Source organism: Bacillus cereus group sp. BfR-BA-01430 (assembly GCF_022663115.1).
Taxonomy (GTDB): Bacteria; Bacillota; Bacilli; order Bacillales; family Bacillaceae_G; genus Bacillus_A; species Bacillus_A cereus_BD.
Map to the genome: position 1 here is coordinate 310,891 of NZ_JAKUEW010000002.1, position 21,696 is coordinate 332,586.

The following is a 21,696-nucleotide window of genomic DNA, read 5'->3' on the forward strand; positions in this document are numbered from 1 at the left end:
CTCTATTTACAGAAAATATGTTTACCAATTTTTTTAATTTGCGGACGACTCCAAATCCACTTACTCGTTGCAGTGTCTGGATTGAAATAATAAAGCGCATTTCCAGTTGGATCCCAGCCATTTATCGCATCTAACACTGCTTTTTTCGCCGTTTCATTTGGCGTTAAATAAATTTGGCCGTCGGCAACTGCTGTAAAGGCACGCGGCTCAAAAATAACACCCGAAACTGTATTCGGAAACGATGGACTCGTTACACGGTGCAAAATTACCGCTGCAACTGCAACTTGTCCAATATACGGCTCTCCTCTCGCTTCGCCGTAGACCGCATTAGCCATTAATTGAATATCATTTTGAGAATAACCATTTGGAACATTGGTCCCTTTGTTTTGCGCTGGCTTATTACTTTGACCGCCACCGCTTTTATTGGCAGACGATTTCTCATATTTCGTTGCTTTCACAAGCATTTGTTTTGTTTTTGGACCCGCTAGTCCATCAACCGGTAATCCAAATTTTTGCTGAAAGTTTCGCAGTGCCCAATATGTACCCCATCCAAATACACCATCTACTTTTCCTGTATAATATCCGTTATATTTCAGGCGTGATTGCAATTCGATGACATCTTCCCCAGATGCCCCTCTTTGAATGACTTGATTAGAAAAGGCCTGTACATTTTTTGTTTGTTCGCTACTTACGATGACGGATATACTAATCAGTACAAGTAAAATGAGTATTTTTAGAATACTTATTTTACGCATGTATTTCCCTCCTTAAAGACAGTAATGAATTCATGGTTATGTTTTGTAAACGGCGCGCTTTTATGTAAAGAAGACAAAAAAATCCACAGTTATATGTTTTTTGTTCTATGCAAACAATAGAAAAAAATTAAAAAGGAGTTTATTTATGAAACGACTTTGCACATATTTCATGTTAAGTGTTGTACTTTTATCAACATCTTTTCATACATACGACGGATTATCTATTGTTCATGCACAGCCGCCCTATGCAAAATGGGGGAAACTAGCAGTAGAAAAAACGAAAGAAAAATATCCGAAAGCAAAGATTATTGATTATCTTCATATCGGTAGAACACCAAAGACTGTTCATGTGACTGTCGAAAAGTTTAAACTTTGGTTACGTGAAAACGGGAAAGAATATGGTGTTTTTGTTCATATAGAATTTGAGACGAAAACGGAGAAACTTTTGAGGATTACCTTTCAAAAAACGAATAGGTAAAAGAAATTTCGATTAATAAAAACTGTATACTTATTTAAAAAAGGAAACCTTAAAAGATTTCCTTTTTTACTTTGTCAACTGTAAAGCTTTCTTATATTCATTTTTCTTTTCTAACGTCTGTTTCGCATTTTCTGCAGTTAATATGTAGTCTACAGGAATATTTTGGAGTAAATGTTGCTTAGCGTTTGGAAGCAAAATGGTGATATCCTCTATAACTATCCTATTATTTTCAATTGTTTTATTAAATGATTGAACTTTTCTTGCAACTTCCGCTAATTGTTCCATATGCTCGGAATTGTTTATATCTAAAAAGATATTACTTTGAAATACTCCGGTAACATACGTCTTCTGATTTTTCTTTTTGATTTCTTTCTCAGTTTTTTTATCAAAAACAGTATCTCCCGTCTGTATTTGATGAAACGTAAATAGCGTATGATCCCCTATTTCTTCATAATATGTATGAAATTTTTCCTGTACATCATGTGCTTGTTTCTTTACTTTATAGTTATCATTCTCTACTTTAGGAGAAATTTGCCCCTCAAAATTGAGTTGAAATTGCACGTGCGGTTCATCAACTTGTTGCACATAAGCGGTGCGAAGATCTGGACCCCATAATAAATCTTTTTCGTCCCCTTTTATGTCAACTCGATTTAAATTAACAGAAATTCCATATTCTGCTTTCGCATAATCTTGTGCTTTCGTTTCGATTTCATCATTTGATATATCACATGATGCGAATAGGAATACAGTGCATATCATGCTACCTATTAGTTTCTTTCTTTTCATATTTCATCTCCTTTTAGCTCTACTTCATCATACAGGAACACTATCATGATATAAAGTGAAACATGTAAGCTGCAGGTGTTATAATCTGGCATAGCTCTCTCCTATACATACAGATTTTCTTGCAGATGCGCAATAAATAATTGTAACGGGACTAATCCTCGTTTTGGCATTTTACTGCTTATAACAGCAACAAGCTCTAATTTTGGAACAACAAATATATATTGTCCTCCATATCCCATTGCAAAATATATACAGTACGGTATGTGAAATCTTTTGTGATCTACAATCCACCAATGATATCCATACGCTCCCACATGCCCATATGTTTGATAACGCGGAATCGTTGATTCTTTTATCCAGCTTGATGATACAATCTGTTTCCCATTCCAGTATCCTTCTTGTAAACATAAGATTCCTAATTTCAATAGGTCTTCGCTTTTCATTTTCATACCAAATCCACCAACATAAATTCCTTGTGGATCTTGTTGCCATTCATACTCAGTAATCTCTAAAGGCTCGAATACATATCGTTTTGCAAACTCCACTGTTGTCATTCCCGTTGCAATTTGTAAAATATAACTTAACAAATGAGAGGATCCCGAATTATAGTTCATTTTTGTTCCTGGTGCTTCTACGAGTGGACGTTGTAAAACGTATGTAATCCAATGATTCGATTCAACAAAATCATTAGGAAATACAACACCATCTCCAAATTCTTTCCACTCCTCTCCAGTTGTCATAGTTAATACATGATAAAGTGTTAGTTGTTGTTTATCTTTTGGGACATGTTCAATCCACTGCCTTATCGGAATATGTATATCCTCTATATATCCTTTATCAATTGCTATACCAATTAAGAGAGACAAAATACTTTTCGTAACAGAATTTATTTTATATACATGATTTGCATTTTCTTTTTCCTTATAATACTTTGTTATGTATTCACCTTTTTGATATACAAGAAATGCATGTACTTTCTTATGACGAAATACATCCTCCAGTTTACAAAAATCCACCATCTGTCCCTCCACATATATACTTTTATTCTTACTATTCTACTCAAAGCAAAGAAATATTTCTAACTTCAGCTTTAACATTGTCATAAAAAACTGCACCTCCACTTGTAGACTGTGTCTAACAAGTGGAGGTGCAGTATAAAGAGCCGCTGATTTATTCTTGTAATAAGAAGCATAAGTTTCCCATTATTTAAAAATTAAAAGGAATCAATATTGACATCATTAGTTCACTTCTTTCCATAATGATAAGGCAAAAATCCAATTCAGATCCCCATTCCCTTGATAGCTCTGAACTGCTTCGTACACCTTTCCCGCATGAACTACTCTATCTCCTGTTTTATACGCTTTATACGCATCCCATTGTTCATAAGAGTTTTCTTGTCCTTTTGTTGTAACCGTTAAAGCATCACTTTTCATTGATTCATTACCAGATGTATCAACAGCAGAAACTACATACTTATATGTTGTATTCGCTTTCAAATTCTTATCGATAAATGAAGTTGTATTAGCAGTACCTATTTCTTTCATAGCTTCTCCAACTTCTCTGTATATAATATAATGGCTCACATCTACATTATCTTCAGATGGACTCCACATTAAGTCAATATTATTCATAGTGGTTCCCATACTGTGTAATCCTTTAGGCTGAGTTGGTGCTTCTATATCTGGTTTTTCCTCTGTTGTTTTAATAACTAATGTTTCACTTTCCTTAGATATATTCCCTGCAGCATCAACTGATTTTACTGTATACGTATACTCTGTATTGGGACTTAACTTTTTATCAACTACACTTGTACCAACTACAGTATTAATTAATTCCCCATTACGTAACACCTGATATTCTTTCACCCCTACATTGTCTGTTGCAGGTTTCCAATTAAGTTCTACACTATTTGAGGTAGTTTTTACTACTTGTAGTCCAGATGGCTGGGTTGGTGCTTCTGTATCTGGTTTTTCATCATTTATTAGATTCACATCGATCACACTATAGAAAGCGTTTACGGTATCAGCTACATCCCATACTGCTAAAATGACATGATACCCACTACGGTCAGTTGGTACATTAATTTTATGGGATAAATTATTAGATGCTGCAGAACCATTATGTTTTACAGTTCCTATCGGTTCAAAATCTGCTCTTGTTAAAGGTTTATTTGGATTCCATCCCTTTTTCGTGATGTAGTAGTGCCATTGACTTGTTGAATGAGGAGCTGTGTATTTCCAAGTGAATGTATTTTCTCCACCCTTAATCGTGTTCTTAAACCATCGATCAGCTGTTTGTTGATCGAGAATCCCACCAAACAGTCCCCCTGCTGAAGCAATTTTTCCATCTGCTGGTCCACCTTGTGGAAATCCTTTAGGGGCTTCTAAACTTTGCGGTTCATACATTATATTTCCACAATTTGAATTCAGCGCGCCATAATTTTGACTGCATAAAGCCGCACGACTACCTGGTTTTTCAACGAATCCATGTGCATAAGCATTTTGAGGAATTAAAGTTGTACTCATAATTCCTACCACTACTGCAGCAACACTTAACCCTTTTTTATTGGTAGCCATTTTTCTAAACTGCCCTAGAATTTTTTTATTCATGCTACTAGTCCCCTCCTATTAAATTTCTTACTATATTAAGATCATGGATGTAAGTGAGGGTTAAACACGTATAACGAAAATGAACAATTAAATACAAAATCTCAAAACTTCGTACTCAACTATTTATCTCCATTACATTCAAATAACCCTATAGTTAAATTATTACATACTAATTTATTAAACTTACACAGAAATTGTGACAATTATTGAACTTTCTTCCTGTAATCCTCTTTTTCTTAAAAACTCTTCTTTCTGTAATTTTGACTGTGGTTTGATCAAAAATACTTAAGCCATATTGAATAACTAATAACTTTCTAAAAAGAAAACATGTACTGTCATAGATAACTATCTTTAGATACATTTTTCGTTCCTAACTATTCAAATGGACATACTGAATCATGAAAGGAAGGATTACACCTTTCTTTTTCTTATATTTTAGAATTAAAAACTCCATTTGTTTCTTTTCGTTGGTTTTCCAGCATGTTGTATATAAAAATAAGGCAATACCTACGAGTATTGTATTTTCATAACCATTTGCAATAAATATATTTCATATTTTTCCATAAATTTATTTATTTTGTTATTGAAATCTTTATTTGTTCTAGCCATTTCTTCTCCTTATAACAAATAATTCGTAGATATTGCCAGTATTCTGTCGCATGCCCATCAATCTAAAGTTTTAAATTATCCCCCAAACGAAAACTTTGTGTCTTTTATAACAACGAAGTTCATTTTTATCGTTTTGGGGCAATCCGTTCTGTTCGCTTGATGGCGATTGGGCCCCGCCAACATATTAACAAAAGCCCACGCTACGCAAAAAATACAATAAACTGCCCATATGGACAGCTCATTTACATAATTATCGTTATCGATAGTTTCGATTTCAGCAAAAAAGAATTAGCTAAATGCTAGTCCTAAAGGTTTTATATTGGATATTCATTCAACCAAATCAATGCTTGTTCATAATTATCAAAAAAACTTACAGATTCTTTTGTATTGGACTGTTGTAAATAATTCATTATCTCTCCTTCCTCAAGAAGAAACGCAATTGCTTTACTATGATTCAAAATGTTTTCATTGAAAAACTTATCTTTCCATGCTTTTTGAACTGAAAAATGATTTGGAGTGTACCCTTTTCTATCTACCAACAATTTGTATTTCCGACCTTCAGAAATGAATTGCTGACAAACTGTCTCGAATCCTTTAAACCATTCGTTAACATCATCTGTTTCAATTTTGCCAATCAGATGGGTAACAATTAAATCTCCTGAAACTGTTGTACTAATATTCTGTTTACTCAACTTGGAATCATCCCCCTTAGTTACAATTATGTGTAAAAAACTTTATGAAATCAATTAAAAGAAGGAATGATTAATTTTTTATGAATCATATATACATATCTACTTAACATAACGTCCCGTTATCAAAAGTTCTCTTCATCAACAATCCCCGACTTATCTTCTGTGAAACATCATCTTCACCTGCATATGCAGTTTCTTATTCATCCCATTATGTCAGTGGTTAAAAGTAATTATTGCCTTTACTTCATATGTAGAGGCCGACTTACGGGGTAATAAATAACAGACCGTAACTTATAGGTAAAGTGACATTTATAATTTCGTTCGTACATTCCAAAGCTCTGGGAAAAAGCGTTGGTCTAATACACGTTTTAAATAAGATACACCAGACGAACCACCTGTCCCCATTTTATGACCAATGATACGTTCGACCGTTTTCATATGACGGAATCGCCACTGTTGGAACCAATCTTCTATATCAATTAACTTTTCTGCAAGCTGATATAAATCCCAATATTTTTTCACATCGGCATATACTTCTAACCAAGCCGCTTCAACTGTCGGGTCCTCTTCGTAAGGCTGCGTAATATCGCGACTTAGTACGTCTTTATTGATTGGAAAGCCTTCTTTTACAAGCGCCTGAATTGCTACATCATAAAGGCTTGGTGAATGAAGCGCTGTATGTAAGCGAGCATGTAATTCTGGATCTTTTTCATAAATTTTTAATGCGTGCGGTGTTTTATAACCAAGTGCATATTCAATCATTCGATATTGATATGATTGAAAACCTGATGCTTGACCGAGTGAATCGCGAAATTCAATATATTCAGATGGTGTTAATGTGGCAAGAATATCCCACGATTGAATGATTTGTGATTGAATTTTCGACACTCTTGCCAGCATTTTAAATGCAGGTGCCATCTTCTCATTTTGAATAGATTCAATCGCTGCATTTAACTCATGTAAAATCAGTTTCATCCAAAGTTCACTTGCTTGATGAATAATAATAAACAGCATTTCATCATGATGATTAGATAACCTGTTTTGACTATCTAATAAGCGATCTAACTGCAAGTACTCTCCATACGTCATATTCTCCTTGAAATCTGTATAAATTCCCTTTTCCATCATTACTTTCTCATTTTCCGTCATCGCTATGTAACACCCCTTCTATGCATCATGCATCACCCTGTTATAATGGTCGAATTATAGCACGAACTGGACTACCATCCGCTTCTGTTAAAGCAAGTGGCAAAGCAATCAGCTCATAATCTCCGTCTTGTACATGATCTAATACGACATTTTCTAAAATATGAATACCGTGCTGAAATAATTGATGATGCGCTGCTAGTTCTTTATCATCAAGTGGATCTACAGAAGGTACATCTACTCCAATTAATCGGACTCCTTTTTTCGAAAGGAATGGCGCAATCTCCGCATGTAAAAATGGGATTGTATTTGGAAACTTTTGTGCGTTTCCATGCGAAGAAGTACGTAGTAATAAGCGCTCCACGCCTTTTAAATCAAATGGTTGCAATTCCTTTACTCCAATAGAACCCATACTTGAAACATCGATAATACGCGCTGGCCCCACATACACATGAATATCTAAATCTATGACCTTCTTTCCATCGTTATCAAAGTGAAACGGCGCATCAATATGTGTCCCCGTATGAATGCTCATCGTTAACTTTCCAATATTAACAGACCCACTTTGCTCTTTCGTACAAGATACTTCATATGAGAAAGGTGTATCCCCTGGCCAGGTTGCAATCTCATTATTTAATGGCTGTGAAATATCAATCCATTCGGATGCCTTCATCTTACGCCACAACCCCTCGTTTATTTTCAAATTGTTTATATTCTTCATTTACCATAATTTTCTTTAAAACCTGAACAGACTTCCACACTTCTTCATATGTATTATATAAAGCAACTGGCGCAAGGCGAATGCCATTTGGCGCGCGAAAATCAGGAATTACTCCATTTGCTTTTAACGCTTTACATATGCGAGCAGCTTCTCGGTGCTCTAAATAAATATGTCCTCCTCGTTTTTCATCTTCTAAAGGATTTCCAATTGTGAATCCTTTATCTTTTAATTCATAATCAATCAAATGTAGCATATAACGTGTCATATGTAATGATTTTTGACGTAATCGACCTATGCCTGCCTCTTTAAATATCTCAAGTGAGCCAATTAATGGTGCGATACTGAATACATGTGGTGTTCCAATTTGATACGCTCCAGCATGCTCAGCTGCTGTTAATGTATGTTCCATATCAAATTGTTTATCTTTTCTCGAGCTAAACCAGCCAGAAAGACCAGGCAAACGATCAAAATGTTTTTTATTTACATATAATCCGCCAACACTACCAGGGCCTGCATTTAAATATTTATAGTTACACCATACCGCAAAATCAACACCCCACTCTTGAAACTGATGAGGAATCGTTCCGATCGAATGACATAAATCAAACCCAATATGAATACCACGCTTATGTGCTTCAGCCGTCAATCGCTTCATATCTAAAATTTGCCCGCTTCGATATAAAACTGCTGGCAATAAAATTAAAGTAATATCATCTGTCATCGCAGCAATAATATCTTCCTCTTCTAATGTTCTTCCGTCTCGACTTTTCACTCGAACAAGATGCTTATCTGGGTTTAATCCTTTTAAACGAATTTGACTTTGCAAAGCATATATATCTGACGGAAACGTTAATTCATCTGCTAAAATCTTTGTGCGAATTCCTTTCGGTTCATAAAACGTCGCAATTACCTGATGAATATTCGTCGTCGTGGAACCGGTTACAATTGTTTCTTCAGGCAATGCACCAATAAGTGGTGCGATATGTTCACTTAATTGTTCCGATAGAAAAAACCACGGATATTCTCCTTCTGTCCATCCATCAATTCCATACTCTTTCCATGAATCTAACATAGTGAGTAATGACTTTTCAGCTCGTTTAGATAATAAACCTAATGAATTTCCATCTAAATATATTGTATCTGCTTTCTTATAAAATTCATTTTGAAAAGCAGCAAGTTCATCATGTTTATCACATTGGATTGCATACTCATAAGATGATTCAAATGGCTGTTGATACATACATTCACCTTCTTTTTTAATTTTCTGTTTATTCTAACTAATTGAAATATAACATTATAACTATTGGAACGTCAATGATATTGTATTCGTTGATTTCTTTCCTATTACACATTGAAACTTCATAATATCATTTCCCTGGTAAGCGTATATTCCGACAAAACATATGCTTATTAAAAGAAGCAGTACCTGCTTTTACAATTGAAACTTTTGCATTCGCTTATAAAAGGTACTGCGCGGAACATTTAATAGTTTTGCTGCAAGTGATACATTTCCCTTTGTTTTTTGTAATGCTTCAATCATTCCATCACGTTGTATTTTTTCACGGAAAGTGAACTTATGTTCTTTCTTCATATCCTTTGTTTCTTTCCAGAGATTTTTTTGATCTCCTTGCATAGATTGCAATATGAGTGAAGCTTGCTTTTCATTTATTTCCTTCCCTTGCGAAAGAATATATAGGCGCTCTAATACATTGAATAACTCTCGAATATTTCCGGACCATTCATATTGTAATAACCCGTTACAAATATTAGTTGGAAATTGAATATCCCACTTCTTTCTTTCACAAAAATCTTTTATAAAATACGGTATATCTTCACTTCTTTCTCTTAAAGAAGGTACATATATCGGATAAACATGTAATCGATAATATAAATCTTGCCTAAATTCTCTTTCCTCTACAAGTTGAAATAAATCACGGTGTGTTGCAGTAATCACCCGGATATCTACTGTCACTTCTTTTATGCTGCCGATAGGAGTCACTTTGCGCTCTTGTAAAACACGTAAGAGAGCTACTTGCATTTCTGGTGAAACCTCTCCTATTTCATCAAGAAAAATGGTTCCTCCATTTGCTTGTTCAAATTTCCCTTTGTACCCTTGACGCCGCGCTCCCGTGAATGCTCCTTCGACATAACCAAACAATTCACTTTCCATGAGTTCCTTTGGCAATGCTCCGCAATTCAATGCTATAAACGGACCGTTTTTTCTTGAACTATTTTCATGAATCGCTCTTGCGACATACTCTTTCCCTACTCCCGTTTCCCCGCACACATATACACTGGCATCTGTCTGAGAAACGAGTTTGATTTCTTCTAATGTTCGCTGAAATGTATCGCTGATTCCAATCACTCCAGGAAAATGGATGGGTTTCTGAAACGAAGCGGATAAATGGACTGTTTTAGACTGCTTTTCTGCTAAATATAAACATTTCCCAATCATTCTATTATTATTATATACAGGTGTTTCTATCCGAATATTCCAGCCATCATGTAATAAATCATCTACTTTTATCCGTGACCAATTTGGAACTTGTTTCCGAACTGATTTACTTGCAGAAATGACAATTTGGCGGTGATTACATATCACTACTGGTTCTCCACTATCAGTGACATGTAAAAAACGATGAAGTAATTCTAATTCCTGTTGATACACCCGAATGCTACACTCGCGCTCAATGGCATGTGCAATGGAAGTGACCATGCCGAGCATATATGGATGTGAACATTCAATCGGACACGAAAAATCAAGGACACCAAGTAATTTTCCGTCGTCATTATGAATCGGTGCAGCTGCACAGCTCCAACTATGAGAGGCAATAGAATAATGCTCTGTACCGCTTATCATAATCGCTTCTTCTGTAGCAAGTGCCGTTCCAATCGCATTGGTTCCTACAGCTGCTTCTGTCCATTTCACCCCTTCTATAAAATTAATATGCTTAGCTTGTCTTAATGTCTTTTGGTTTCCAGTAATAGAAAGGACATAGCCATCCGGGTCAATTAATAATGCCATCATTTGTAGTTCGTCTATTGTCTTTTTCATATTTTGTAAGTGTGGCAATGCAATATCAAGGAAGATTTCACTTTTTTTCTTTTGTTCCTTAAATTTATTATAAGTCAAAATATTCAGACCCTTTTGTATGTGCGGATTTACATTTTCTTCTTTACAGCGGTGCCACGATTCTAAAATTCTTTTATTTATTCTAGTTGAATCAAGAACACCTTCATTCACAAATTTTTCCCATGTATGTAAGTAAAAAGGTGAGGTTAACATATTATCATCTCCCTCTTTTTCATTTTGGAGATTTGTAGTTAGGAGTTCACGCGAGGAAATATAGTTTTATTATAAAACTTGATAAAAACGTTTTCAATAAAATTAAAAAAATGATATAATCCGTCACTTCATTACTACTAAAAAGCTGTCCAAAAGTTATACTTTTAGGACAGCTTCCTCATTTAATATCTCTTTTATACATTCATAATTTTAAGTGTTACGCGTTTACACTTTCTGCTCGATTGGCTTGTTTTGCATGCATTTTTTTCATTGCAAATCTGGCGATTGGCTGAGCGATTAATAACTCAATCCAAAATGCTACACCAAAATTTCTAAACCATTTAGGAAAGAAATTTTGAAACGGTTCTAAACTTATTTGTTTCATACCAACCCAAGTGCCTATAATGGTTAGAAGAACGGATAAGATTGTAACATTTAATAGAATATTTAATAAAACTCTAGCATTAAATCCATCTGTTTTCCCCACGAATTTTGGCAGCAATTTCCCAGCTAACGGTCCTGCAACTAATCTTACTAACAGAACGACGATAATCCACATAAACGGAATGATCTTTAGCGTTTCTACATAATTTTCTTTGCTGAAACCGCGTTCTAGTCCCATAATAATTGGGGCAATCGTGTTTACCGAAATAATGGAAATAATCAATAAAAATAATATGCCTTCTTTTGCATTTTGAGGCAATCGATCTTCTTTGTACATGTTTTCCCTCCGAAATTAAAATTTCAGATGGTAGACGTATCTTGCGACATATATTTTTGGTCAGTAAAAAACTAATACCAATATCTCTACACACTGACTTAATAAGTATACCAATTTCCAAAGTAAATGCAATGATTTCTAAAACACTTTTATTATGAAATAAGTTGGACATAGAAGTAAGAGTTTCACATCTTATCTTCTAAAAGAACGAAAAAACGAGTATAAGCTAGCGATGGCTATACTCGTTTTTTTCTATTAAACATGTACAGCATGACCAATCGCTTGTAACAGCGCTTCATGTATTGATTCTGCTAACGTTGGATGTGCTGCGATAAAATCTCTCATAATATCCGCTGTTACTTCGGTATGAAGCATAACTGTTCCTTGTCCGATTAGTTCTGTTGCGCGGGGACCAACAATAGAAATCCCTATAATTTCTTGATATCTCGGCTCCACAATTACTTTTACTTTCCCTACCTGTTCTCCTAAAATAAGCGCCTTTCCATTTGCCGTAAACGGAAATTCTCCAATAAGGATATCTCCATATTGATCACGCGCGGTCTTCTCTGTTAATCCGACACTCGCGATTTCTGGTGCAGTGTACATGCAGCGCGGAACAGCATGATAGTTCACTTTCGTTTCTTTCCCACATGCATGTAAAGCTGCGGTAGCTCCTTCATGAAATGCGACGTGAGCAAGTTGAATGCCGCCAATAACATCACCAGCTGCATAAATATGGGAAACATTCGTTTGCATATGTTCATTTACAGAAATCCCTTTACTGGAAAACTCTATTCCTGCCTGTTCAAGATTTAGCTCATTCACACGCGGTCTTCTTCCAGCAGAAACAAGAACATACTCTGGATTCTGTTCAAAAGACCCTGTTTCATTTTCAAATAGCGCTTGTTTTTTATGAAGGTTTAACCCTTTTAACGCTGTTTCTGTATAAATTTCTACCCCGTCATTTTCTAATTTTTCTCTTAATATATTTGCAATATCTTCATCTTCACCAGGAAGAATTTGATTCGCCATTTCAACAATCGTTACTTTTGTTCCCAGTCTACTATAAATACTAGCAAACTCGCATCCAATCACCCCACCACCAACAATAAGCAATGACGATGGGATATGATCAAGCGACATCACATCGCTACTATTTAAAACCCATTCTCCGTCAAAAGGGGCAACCGGTAATTCGGTCGGTTCCGATCCAGATGCAATAATAAATTGGTCTGCATCTAACGTTTCTTCTTTCCTTTCTTGTATAATATGCAAGCGGTGATCTGTTTGAAAATGAGCTTTTCCTTTTAGTACTTTAATTTTATTTTTCTTCATTAAATATTGAATTCCTTGTACAAGTTGCTGAACAATCATTTGTTTTCGATTTTGCATTTGTCTCCAATCAACGACAATATTATCCTTCAAAATGTTCACACCAAATGTTGGCGCATGCTTTACAATATCATGAACTTCCGCACTTTCTAATAAGGATTTCGTTGGCATACACCCTACATTTAAGCACGTTCCACCAAGTGTTCCTTCTTCTACAAGGACAACTTCTTTTCCATTTTGAGCAGCTGTAATTGCAGCTACATATCCAGCTGGTCCCCCGCCAATGACAACTAATTTACTCATTCTCTCACCTTCTTTTATACAAGAATTGTTACAGGTTCTTCTAAATATTGCTTAATCGTACGTAAAAAGGTAGCAGCTGGTGCACCATCTAATACGCGATGATCAAATGTTAAACTTAGCGGTAATATACTTCCTTTTTGCAGTTCTTCCCCGCGATACACCGGAACATGTTCAATGGCTCCTACGCCTAAAATCCCTGTTTCTGGCATATTAAGTACAGGTGTGAAATATTCAATGCCATAAGCCCCTAAATTACTAATTGTAAAAGTTGTTCCTCGCATCTCATCACTGCTTAATCTGCCTTCTTTCGCTTTTTTGGCAACTATTTTTATTTCTTTTGATAATTGTACAAGCGATAAGTTATTTGCAAAATGAATGGCCGGTACAACTAAGCCATTGTCGAGCGCTACCGCCATTCCTAAATGGATATGCTCAAATTGGTGAATTGCCTCATCCATATACGCACTATTCATATCTTGATGTTCTTCAAGAGCCAATATAACAGCACGAGACACAAAATCTGTTATCGTTAATTTATGATCATATCTTCTTTGAATGCTTTCCGCCATCGTTTTATGTAACGCAACTAAATCTGTTACATCTACTTTCATTGTTAACGTTAATTGCGCGCTGTTTTGTAAACTTGCATGCATACGGTTTGCAATTGTTTTTCTCATGCCGGTAACTGGAATACGTTTCGCCTGTTCTTGTTTTATAGATATTGGTGATACATCTTTTTCTTCCGCTGCCTTTAATACATCTACTTTCGTAATTCTTCCTCCAGGTCCTGTACCTACAAGTTTAGTAATATCAAGATTTTCAGCTTGTGCGATTTTTTTAGCTACAGGTGAAATTTTTATTCTTTGTTTCATTTCTTCTTTCCCATATATTTCGGATTGTTGTACATTTCGAGGCAATTCTTCTTTCGCTATAGATTCCTCTAGAACGGATTTTTTTCCTTGTACGTCTACTTTTTCATTTGGCTTACCAATATAACAAATGACCGTTCCAGGCGGAACCCCTTGATCTTCTCCTACTGCTATATTTAAAACCATCCCATCAGCTGGTGCTTCTATTTCTGTCTCAATTTTTTCGGAGTTAATGCTAGCGATAAATTCCCCTTTCGTCACATGATCTCCTGTTTTAATATTCCACGATGTAACCATTCCTTCTTTCATTGACATTCCAAGTTTTGGCATTACAACTTCTACAGCCATACGCCTCTCTCCTTTCTTTTTGTTACGCTATACATGTAATAAAGAGCGATCCCCAATCATCTCGGATACTGTTTCAATTACTTTTTCAGGTGTTGGTAAATATAATTTTTCAAGCGGTGGTGAGAATGGTACTGGTGTATGTGGCGCTGTAATCCGTTTAATTGGTGCATCCAATAAATCAAATCCCTTATCAGCAACAATTGCTGCAATATCTGTTGCCATGCTACATCTAGGATTTGCCTCATCAATTACAATAAGGCGATTTGTTTTTTCAACAGATGCTAAAATCGTATCTTCATCAAGTGGTGATAAAGAACGAGGATCAATGACTTCTAATTCCAATCCTTTTCTTGCTAGTTGCTCTGCAGCCTCTAGCGCTGTATGGACTTGCTTGCCAATCGCTACAATTGTTACATCAGACCCTGCTCGTTTTACATCTGCTTTTCCAAGCGGAATTGTGTAATATTTTTCAGGAACTTCACCTTGCATATTGTAAAGTGTTTTATCTTCAAAGAAGATAACTGGATCATCATCCTCAATAGAAGCTAATAGTAATCCTTTTGCATCATATGGAGTGGATGGAACAACGACTTTAATACCTGGAATGCTTGTAAATAGTGCATATAAACTTTGTGAGTGCTGAGCTGCCGCACTAAATCCAGCTCCATGCATGGTACGAACCGTTACAGGAACTTTTGCTTTCCCGCCAAACATGTAACGGAATTTTGCCCCTTGGTTTAACACTTGATCTAAACAACTACCGATAAAGTCATTAAACATTAACTCCGCAATTGGTCGTAAACCTGTTGCTGCAGCTGCCATCGCCGCTCCCATATAACCAGCTTCAGAAATCGGTGTATCTAAAATTCGATTTCGTCCAAATTCTTGTACAAGCCCTTTTGTTACGCCAAGAACACCGCCCCAAGCTTCATCATCTTGCAAATGATCCACTTGCGCCCCACCAGCAACATCTTCTCCCATTAAAATAACATTCTCATCACGGCGCATTGCTAATTTCATCGCTTCATTAATTGCAGTTGACATACTTACTGTTCTTGTCATTCTTTTTCACCCTCCTCTTATTTGTAAGACACATATACATCTTGTAATAATTCACTGTCCGCTGGATATGGACTATTTTCACTAAACTCAATTGATTTTTGAACCGCTTCATCAACAGCTTTTTCCATATCTACTAATTCAGTTTCAGTTAGTAATCCTTCATGAATGAAATGCTTACGGAAATTCACAATCGCATCTTTTTCATTTAAATGTTCTTCCCTTTCTTCGGCCGTTTTATATGTTTGGGCTTCTCCTTCAAAATGGCCGTAGTTCCGATACGTCATGCATTCAATTAAAGTTGGTCCTTCTCCATTACGCGCACGTTTCACCGCGAATTCCGCTGCTTTATATACAGCAAGAAGATCTTTTCCATCAACGCGAATTCCTGGAATGTTATAAGCCTTTGCGCGATCAGCAATCGATTTACAACTTGATGCATATTCAAATGGTGTAGCTTCACCGTAACCATTATTTTCAGCTACAAAAATAACTGGTAATTTCCAAATGGCCGCTAAATTTACGCCTTCATGGAATGTCCCCTCATTATTTGCGCCATCCCCAAAGAAGCAAACGCTTACATCTTTTGTCCCTTTATACTTTGCTGTTAACGCTGAACCACATGCAAGCGGAAAACCTCCTCCGACAATACCGTTTGCTCCAAGCATTCCTTTATCTAAATCAGCAATATGCATGGAACCACCTTTCCCCTTACATAGACCCGTTGCTTTTCCGAAAAGTTCAGCCATCATTCCATTTAAATCACAGCCTTTCGCAATACAATGTCCATGTCCTCTATGTGTACTCGTAATACTATCGTAATCCGTTAAATGGGCACATACCCCAACAGCTACCGCTTCTTCACCAGCATATAAATGAACGAAACCTGGAAGCAAACCTTGCGCAAACAATTCATGCACTTTATCTTCAAATTTGCGAATCTCAAGCATCTTTTTATACATCCAACGAGCTTGTTCTTTTGTTATTTCATTTCCTTTACTTTCCGTTGTTTTTAACATCTTTTAGCCCCCCTATTTTCTTTTCATCTTTTATTCTTGCAAATCGCGTGCCAATTTCAAAAAGGTGTAATGGTGAGCTTTTTCTCTTTATGAAAAGAAAAAAAGTGGACATAATGAGACAGCTGTCTCATTATGTCCACTTTTGTACAAGATGAAAGTATGGATAATTATATTTTTATTAGAATAAAATTATGATTTATTATGAAATTTTCCTTTAATTATATCAAGGTAAATGATAAAGAATCTTCTAATTTACTTCCTCTCTACTGACTCTTACTAACCATTCTTTCACTAAACTCTCGAATAATTGAGGCTGTTCAATTTGTAAATTATGTCCTGCCATATCTAGAATAGCGAACGTTGCTCTCGGATAATCTTCTACAACGTCTAATATATCTTTATAGCCTACAACTATATCTTGCCGCCCTGCAAGTACAAGAACGGGATTCACATATTTTTGTTCCTTTATAGGAAAATTCGAGCTGTAATTCTTTTGTAAATTTTCGATAAATTCTATGTTTGCCGCGCTAAGTCCTGGCTTAATTTCTTCTTTATACCGATGATATGTATATTCATTTGCTATCACTGCGAACTCACAAAACTCTCTCCTTTCCTCTACTGGAAGACTATTTAAAAATAGATCATCACTGTTAATAAGATGATAATCCGGAACGGTCCGCTTTTCATGCTCTGCAATTATAACGGGACATATTAGCAGTAAGCCATGAATACGATGAGGCATTTTGGTAGCTATCACCCTCGATAAATACCCACCATATGATTCTCCTGCAAATAAGAAAGGTTCGTTTGGAATGATCTTTTCTATACATGAAATAAGTAGCTCTATTAAACCATCCGAACTATTTACCCATTTCGGCGCATTTGATTTCCCCATACCTGGCAAGTCAATGTATATTCGCTTATAACCAGAATACTTATGAAATACTGGTTCCATACACCCTTTCATTGCTCTATGATCAATAGAACATCCATGCAGGATAACAATTGGTTTTCCTTCCCCAATTATTTCATAATAAATTTCCGCATCTTTTACAGAATATATCATAAATAACCTCCTCCTTAAAAAACCAATAAAGCATTATCTCATAGACAGAATGTATGTTCCATTATATATTTTTCACAAAAAAATTAACAACTCTAACTTATCAAACTTTTTCTTAGGTAATAAAACAAATATATCCTCTACAAGAAAGAGAATCATAGATTTCCGATATAAAACTCGTTATGATATAAGAAAAAAAGAAAGTGAGCAGAAAATGAAAAAAATCGCGATTATTACTGGTGCCTCAAGTGGCTTTGGTCTATTAACAACTATTGAATTAGCTAAAAAAGATTATATTGTCATCGCTACAATGCGCGATCTGAATAAACAAGAAAATTTATTATCGCAAGCTACCGCATTACATTTGCAACATCATATCAAAATTCATCAACTGGATGTTAAGGATCCAAATTCAATCCATACTTTTCAGTTATTTTTAAAAGAATTAGACCGAGTAGACCTTCTTATCAATAATGCAGGATATGCAGGGGGCGGTTTTGTAGAGGAAATTCCTATAGAAGAATATCGTAAACAATTTGAAACGAATGTATTTGGAGCGATCTCCATCACTCAAATTGTATTGCCTTATATGAGAAAGCAAAAAAGTGGAAAAATCATGAATGTAAGTAGTATTAGTGGTCAAATTGGCTTTCCCGGTTTATCTCCTTACGTTTCTTCTAAACATGCATTAGAAGGTTGGAGTGAATCCCTCCGCTTAGAAGTAAAACAATTCGGGATCGATGTTTGCTTAATTGAGCCTGGTTCTTATCATACAAATATATGGAAAGTTGGAAAAAATCTCGCAAAAAATTACGAAACAACTACTTCTCCTTATATGAAATATATGCAGAAAATACAGCGTCATATAAGTAATGGGAGTGATACATTCGGCAATCCAATCGATGTTGCTAAGAAGATTGTAGAGGTTGCCGAAGCAAAAAGAACATCCTTTCGTTATCCCATTGGAAAAGGCGTAAAACTGATGATTACTGTAAAAAAACTAATTCCGTGGAGAATGTGGGAGTTTCTAGTTCATAAAAACTTTAAAAAGATGTAATAAACATGGATGATATACTTTTCCCTCTACTTCAAATAAAGGTTCATTAATAATCACTAATTTTTCAAACTTTATATTTTAGCTAAAAAACATCCCCACATTATGATGTAGAGATGTTTTTTGTAATCTTCTTCTGTTTTTATTAATTTACACAGCCTAAAATGCCAACAATCTCACTTGCCTTTGCATTATTAATGTAATAATACATTTCCAATCCTTTTCGTTCGGAACGTAGCACTTTTCCTTTCATTTTCGATAAGTGCTGAGATACAGTTGATTGTGGGATTTCTAAAATTTCTGTTAGCTGTGATACGTTACAAGTTTTTCTATTTTTTAACTCATTAACAATTTGTAATCGTACTGGATGTGCCATCACTTTTAAAATATCTACATCTTCTTCTGTAATTTGTGTTTTTATCTCTTTACTTTCCATTGCCATGAGAATCTCTCCTTTTTTGTTGTATTTCTTTTTCTATAAAAGGCATTCAGAAAAAGTGAATGCCACCCCTGTAACTTATTTGTTGTTATTCTATATAAAAATAATTAAATATAATTCTTACTTCATATCTGATATCTACATCATACACTTTCAATGTGTGTTTTATATGAAGTTTATTTAAAGTTACAATGAATTTTTCACAAAAAATTCATTGTAACTTCTTGAAAAATATCTTTTTTGATTATTTTACTGAAACTTTTCTGTCCTATCCTCTTCTTCTTCGATGAAATCCTTGTGTGATTCGATCTAATATAATAGCGATTACGACAATGGCTAGTCCTGCTTCAAATCCCATTCCAATATTCACTTGTGTTACAGAGCGATATACATCTACACCAAGTCCCGGCGCTCCTACAAGTGATGCTGTCACAACCATCGATAATGATAACATAATACTTTGGTTAATCCCGGCCATAATTGTTCCTGTCGCAAGTGGCAATTGTACTTTAAATAACTTTTGTGATGCTGTAGATCCAAATGCATTTGCAGCTTCAATTAAATCTTCTGGTACTTGTCTAATTCCAAGGTCTGTAAAGCGAATCGTTGGTGGCATCGCAAAAATAACAGACGCGATAATCCCTGGCACTACCCCAACTCCAAAGAATGTAATGGCAGGAATTAAGTAAACAAATGCCGGCATTGTTTGCATAAAATCTAATGTTGGTTTTAAAAATTTCGAAAACCGTTCGTTTTGCGATGCTAAAATACCGATAGGGATTCCAACAATAATAGAAATAATAACGGATGTAAGAACAAGCGCCAATGTTTGCATCGTTTGTCCCCAATAGTTAATGTTTAAAATAAATAATAAACCAATCAATGTAAAAATAAGTAAAGAGACTTTTCTTGTTGTATACCAAACGAGAAAGCAAACAATGACAATCATTAAAAAAGCTGGAATGAATGTTAAAAAATTCGTCAGTAAATCAACAAAACCACCAATCACATAAGAAAATCCTCTAAATATATTTTCAAAATGCTCATATAAACTCGCTACAAACGTATCTACCCATTCACCTAACGGAATACGTGGAATATTATTCATTGTCATTCACCTCATCTTCAATATTTCCGGCAAGAGCTTGAATGACACTTTCTCGTTTAATAATCCCCCTTAGCCTATTTTTTTCATCAATAACAGGTAAAGGAAATTTCATCTCTGCCATTTTTGCATACGTTTCTTCTAGCAATGTATCTACATACACATGAGGAAGATCTGTAATTAACAAATCGGCAATTGGCCATTGTTTTTGCACTGCTTTACTTGCATCATCAGCCGTTAAAATTCCTAAAAACTCATGTTTTTTATTGACTACATATACAGTAGATACACCCGCATTTCTCATAATTTGCAGAGCTACGCGCGGTCCGCGATCAATCAGTAATGTTTCTGGCCTTTTTAAAATAGATTCAGCAGTAATAACTTTTCCTAAGTTTACATCCGCAACAAATTTCTCTACAAATTCATTTGCTGGGCTCATCATAATTTCTTCAGGTGTTCCAATTTGGACAATTTCCCCATCTTTCATCAGCGCAATACGATCTCCAATTCGAAGCGCTTCGTCTAAATCATGCGTAATAAAAATAATTGTTTTTTCCATTTTATCTTGCAGCTCTAATAATTCATCCTGCATTTCTTTTCGAATCAATGGATCTAATGCACTAAATGACTCATCCATTAGAAGCACGTCTGGATCATTCGTAAGCGCTCTTGCAATTCCAACACGTTGCTGCATCCCACCGCTTAATTGCCCTGGATAACTATCTTTATGATGATCTAATCCAACTAATTTGAGGGATTCTAATGCTTTTGCTTCTCTTTCTTCTACCGGTACCCCTTGTACTTCTAAGCCATACGCTACATTTTGAATAACAGTTCGATGCGGAAATAAAGCAAATTTTTGAAATACCATGCTCATCTTCGTTCTTCTTACTTTGCGAAGCGCCTCTTTCCCCATTGTTGCGATATCTTCTTCATCTATGTATATATGCCCTGCCGTTGGTTTTATAAGCTGGTTAAGCATACGAACAAGTGTTGATTTTCCACTTCCTGAAAGTCCCATAATCACAAATATTTCTCCTGTATATACTTCAAATGTTGCTTTTTTTACACCAACATTCATCCCTGTTTCTTTCAAGATTTCTGATTTACTTTTCCCTTCCTTTAATAAAGCAACTGCTCGTTGAGGATTTTTCCCAAATACTTTTGTCACGTTTTCCACACGTACTTTTGTATTTTTCATAAAACGACTCCTTTTCTACCCATCTATTCACATAGTGTAGCGATTTTAAACAGAAATATTACATAGAAATAACAGAAATAAGCTTTCTTAAAATCTTTATT

Annotated in this window: 19 protein-coding genes and 1 pseudogene; 2 read left to right on the plus strand and 18 right to left on the minus strand. The window is 35.4% G+C overall.

Translation table 11 applies throughout. The annotated features are described in order from the left end of the window. Positions 1-2: 2 nt before the first annotated feature. The gene (gene sleB, locus MR058_RS06015; protein WP_242143103.1) at positions 3-755 is read right to left on the minus strand and encodes a spore cortex-lytic enzyme; all 753 of its coding nucleotides are present in this window, start codon (positions 753-755) and stop codon (positions 3-5) included. A 145-nt stretch (positions 756-900) separates the two neighbouring features. Between sleB and MR058_RS06020 the strand changes: the two genes are divergently transcribed. Beyond that, complete coding sequence (locus tag MR058_RS06020) at positions 901-1,233, plus strand: YqzG/YhdC family protein (RefSeq protein WP_242143104.1); 333 nt, start codon at positions 901-903, stop codon at positions 1,231-1,233. 66 nt (positions 1,234-1,299) lie between these two features. Here the strand turns inward: MR058_RS06020 and MR058_RS06025 are convergent, their stop codons facing one another. The 14 genes and pseudogenes from MR058_RS06025 to MR058_RS06090 all read right to left on the minus strand — a co-directional run bounded on the left by MR058_RS06025 (position 1,300) and on the right by MR058_RS06090 (position 17,799). Continuing rightward, positions 1,300-2,019, minus strand: coding sequence for a hypothetical protein (locus MR058_RS06025; protein ID WP_242143105.1), 720 nt, complete (start codon positions 2,017-2,019; stop codon positions 1,300-1,302). Between the two features lie 101 nt (positions 2,020-2,120). Then, positions 2,121-3,035, minus strand: a complete 915-nt coding sequence (locus MR058_RS06030) for a serine hydrolase domain-containing protein (protein WP_242143106.1) — start codon at positions 3,033-3,035, stop codon at positions 2,121-2,123. A gap of 222 nt (positions 3,036-3,257) precedes the next feature. Beyond that, positions 3,258-4,628, minus strand: a complete 1,371-nt coding sequence (locus MR058_RS06035) for a lytic polysaccharide monooxygenase (RefSeq protein ID WP_242143107.1) — start codon at positions 4,626-4,628, stop codon at positions 3,258-3,260. Positions 4,629-5,551: 923 nt separating this feature from the next. Then, positions 5,552-5,984, minus strand: a pseudogene (locus tag MR058_RS06040) (STAS/SEC14 domain-containing protein). A 254-nt stretch (positions 5,985-6,238) separates the two neighbouring features. Next, positions 6,239-7,078 (minus strand): tryptophan 2,3-dioxygenase, encoded by an 840-nt coding sequence (gene kynA / locus MR058_RS06045; RefSeq protein WP_242143108.1) that lies wholly within the window; start codon positions 7,076-7,078, stop codon positions 6,239-6,241. A 40-nt stretch (positions 7,079-7,118) separates the two neighbouring features. Continuing rightward, positions 7,119-7,748, minus strand: coding sequence for an arylformamidase (gene kynB / locus MR058_RS06050; protein WP_242143109.1), 630 nt, complete (start codon positions 7,746-7,748; stop codon positions 7,119-7,121). 1 nt (position 7,749) lies between these two features. After that, the gene (kynU, locus tag MR058_RS06055; RefSeq protein WP_242143110.1) at positions 7,750-9,036 is read right to left on the minus strand and encodes a kynureninase; all 1,287 of its coding nucleotides are present in this window, start codon (positions 9,034-9,036) and stop codon (positions 7,750-7,752) included. 192 nt (positions 9,037-9,228) lie between these two features. Then, on the minus strand, positions 9,229-11,082 hold the full coding sequence (locus MR058_RS06060; RefSeq protein ID WP_242143111.1) for a sigma-54-dependent Fis family transcriptional regulator: 1,854 nt from the start codon (positions 11,080-11,082) through the stop codon (positions 9,229-9,231). 217 nt (positions 11,083-11,299) lie between these two features. Continuing rightward, entirely contained in the window at positions 11,300-11,803 is a 504-nt protein-coding gene (locus MR058_RS06065; protein WP_242143112.1) for a hypothetical protein, read from the minus strand. A gap of 255 nt (positions 11,804-12,058) precedes the next feature. Continuing rightward, positions 12,059-13,438 (minus strand): dihydrolipoyl dehydrogenase, encoded by a 1,380-nt coding sequence (gene lpdA, locus MR058_RS06070; RefSeq protein WP_242143113.1) that lies wholly within the window; start codon positions 13,436-13,438, stop codon positions 12,059-12,061. A gap of 14 nt (positions 13,439-13,452) precedes the next feature. Next, complete coding sequence (locus MR058_RS06075; protein WP_242143114.1) at positions 13,453-14,655, minus strand: dihydrolipoamide acetyltransferase family protein; 1,203 nt, start codon at positions 14,653-14,655, stop codon at positions 13,453-13,455. A gap of 27 nt (positions 14,656-14,682) precedes the next feature. Beyond that, positions 14,683-15,717, minus strand: a complete 1,035-nt coding sequence (gene acoB / locus MR058_RS06080; RefSeq protein WP_242143115.1) for an acetoin:2,6-dichlorophenolindophenol oxidoreductase subunit beta — start codon at positions 15,715-15,717, stop codon at positions 14,683-14,685. A gap of 17 nt (positions 15,718-15,734) precedes the next feature. Beyond that, positions 15,735-16,733 (minus strand): thiamine pyrophosphate-dependent dehydrogenase E1 component subunit alpha, encoded by a 999-nt coding sequence (locus MR058_RS06085; protein WP_242143116.1) that lies wholly within the window; start codon positions 16,731-16,733, stop codon positions 15,735-15,737. Positions 16,734-16,980: 247 nt separating this feature from the next. Further along, a complete protein-coding gene (locus MR058_RS06090) occupies positions 16,981-17,799 on the minus strand; it encodes an alpha/beta fold hydrolase (RefSeq protein ID WP_242143117.1) in 819 nt (272 codons plus the stop codon). Positions 17,800-18,010: 211 nt separating this feature from the next. Between MR058_RS06090 and MR058_RS06095 the strand changes: the two genes are divergently transcribed. Continuing rightward, positions 18,011-18,853: an oxidoreductase gene (locus MR058_RS06095; protein ID WP_242143118.1), complete on the plus strand. Its 843-nt coding sequence runs from the start codon at positions 18,011-18,013 to the stop codon at positions 18,851-18,853. Between the two features lie 142 nt (positions 18,854-18,995). On the opposite strand, the gene MR058_RS06100 is transcribed toward MR058_RS06095, so the two are convergent. The 3 genes from MR058_RS06100 to MR058_RS06110 all read right to left on the minus strand — a co-directional run bounded on the left by MR058_RS06100 (position 18,996) and on the right by MR058_RS06110 (position 21,595). Then, positions 18,996-19,292, minus strand: a complete 297-nt coding sequence (locus MR058_RS06100) for an ArsR/SmtB family transcription factor (protein ID WP_242143119.1) — start codon at positions 19,290-19,292, stop codon at positions 18,996-18,998. 265 nt (positions 19,293-19,557) lie between these two features. Then, the gene (locus tag MR058_RS06105; RefSeq protein ID WP_242143120.1) at positions 19,558-20,397 is read right to left on the minus strand and encodes an ABC transporter permease; all 840 of its coding nucleotides are present in this window, start codon (positions 20,395-20,397) and stop codon (positions 19,558-19,560) included. After that, positions 20,390-21,595: a quaternary amine ABC transporter ATP-binding protein gene (locus MR058_RS06110; protein WP_087098764.1), complete on the minus strand. Its 1,206-nt coding sequence runs from the start codon at positions 21,593-21,595 to the stop codon at positions 20,390-20,392. The genes MR058_RS06105 and MR058_RS06110 overlap by 8 nt, the downstream gene beginning before the upstream one ends. Positions 21,596-21,696 lie beyond the last annotated feature (101 nt).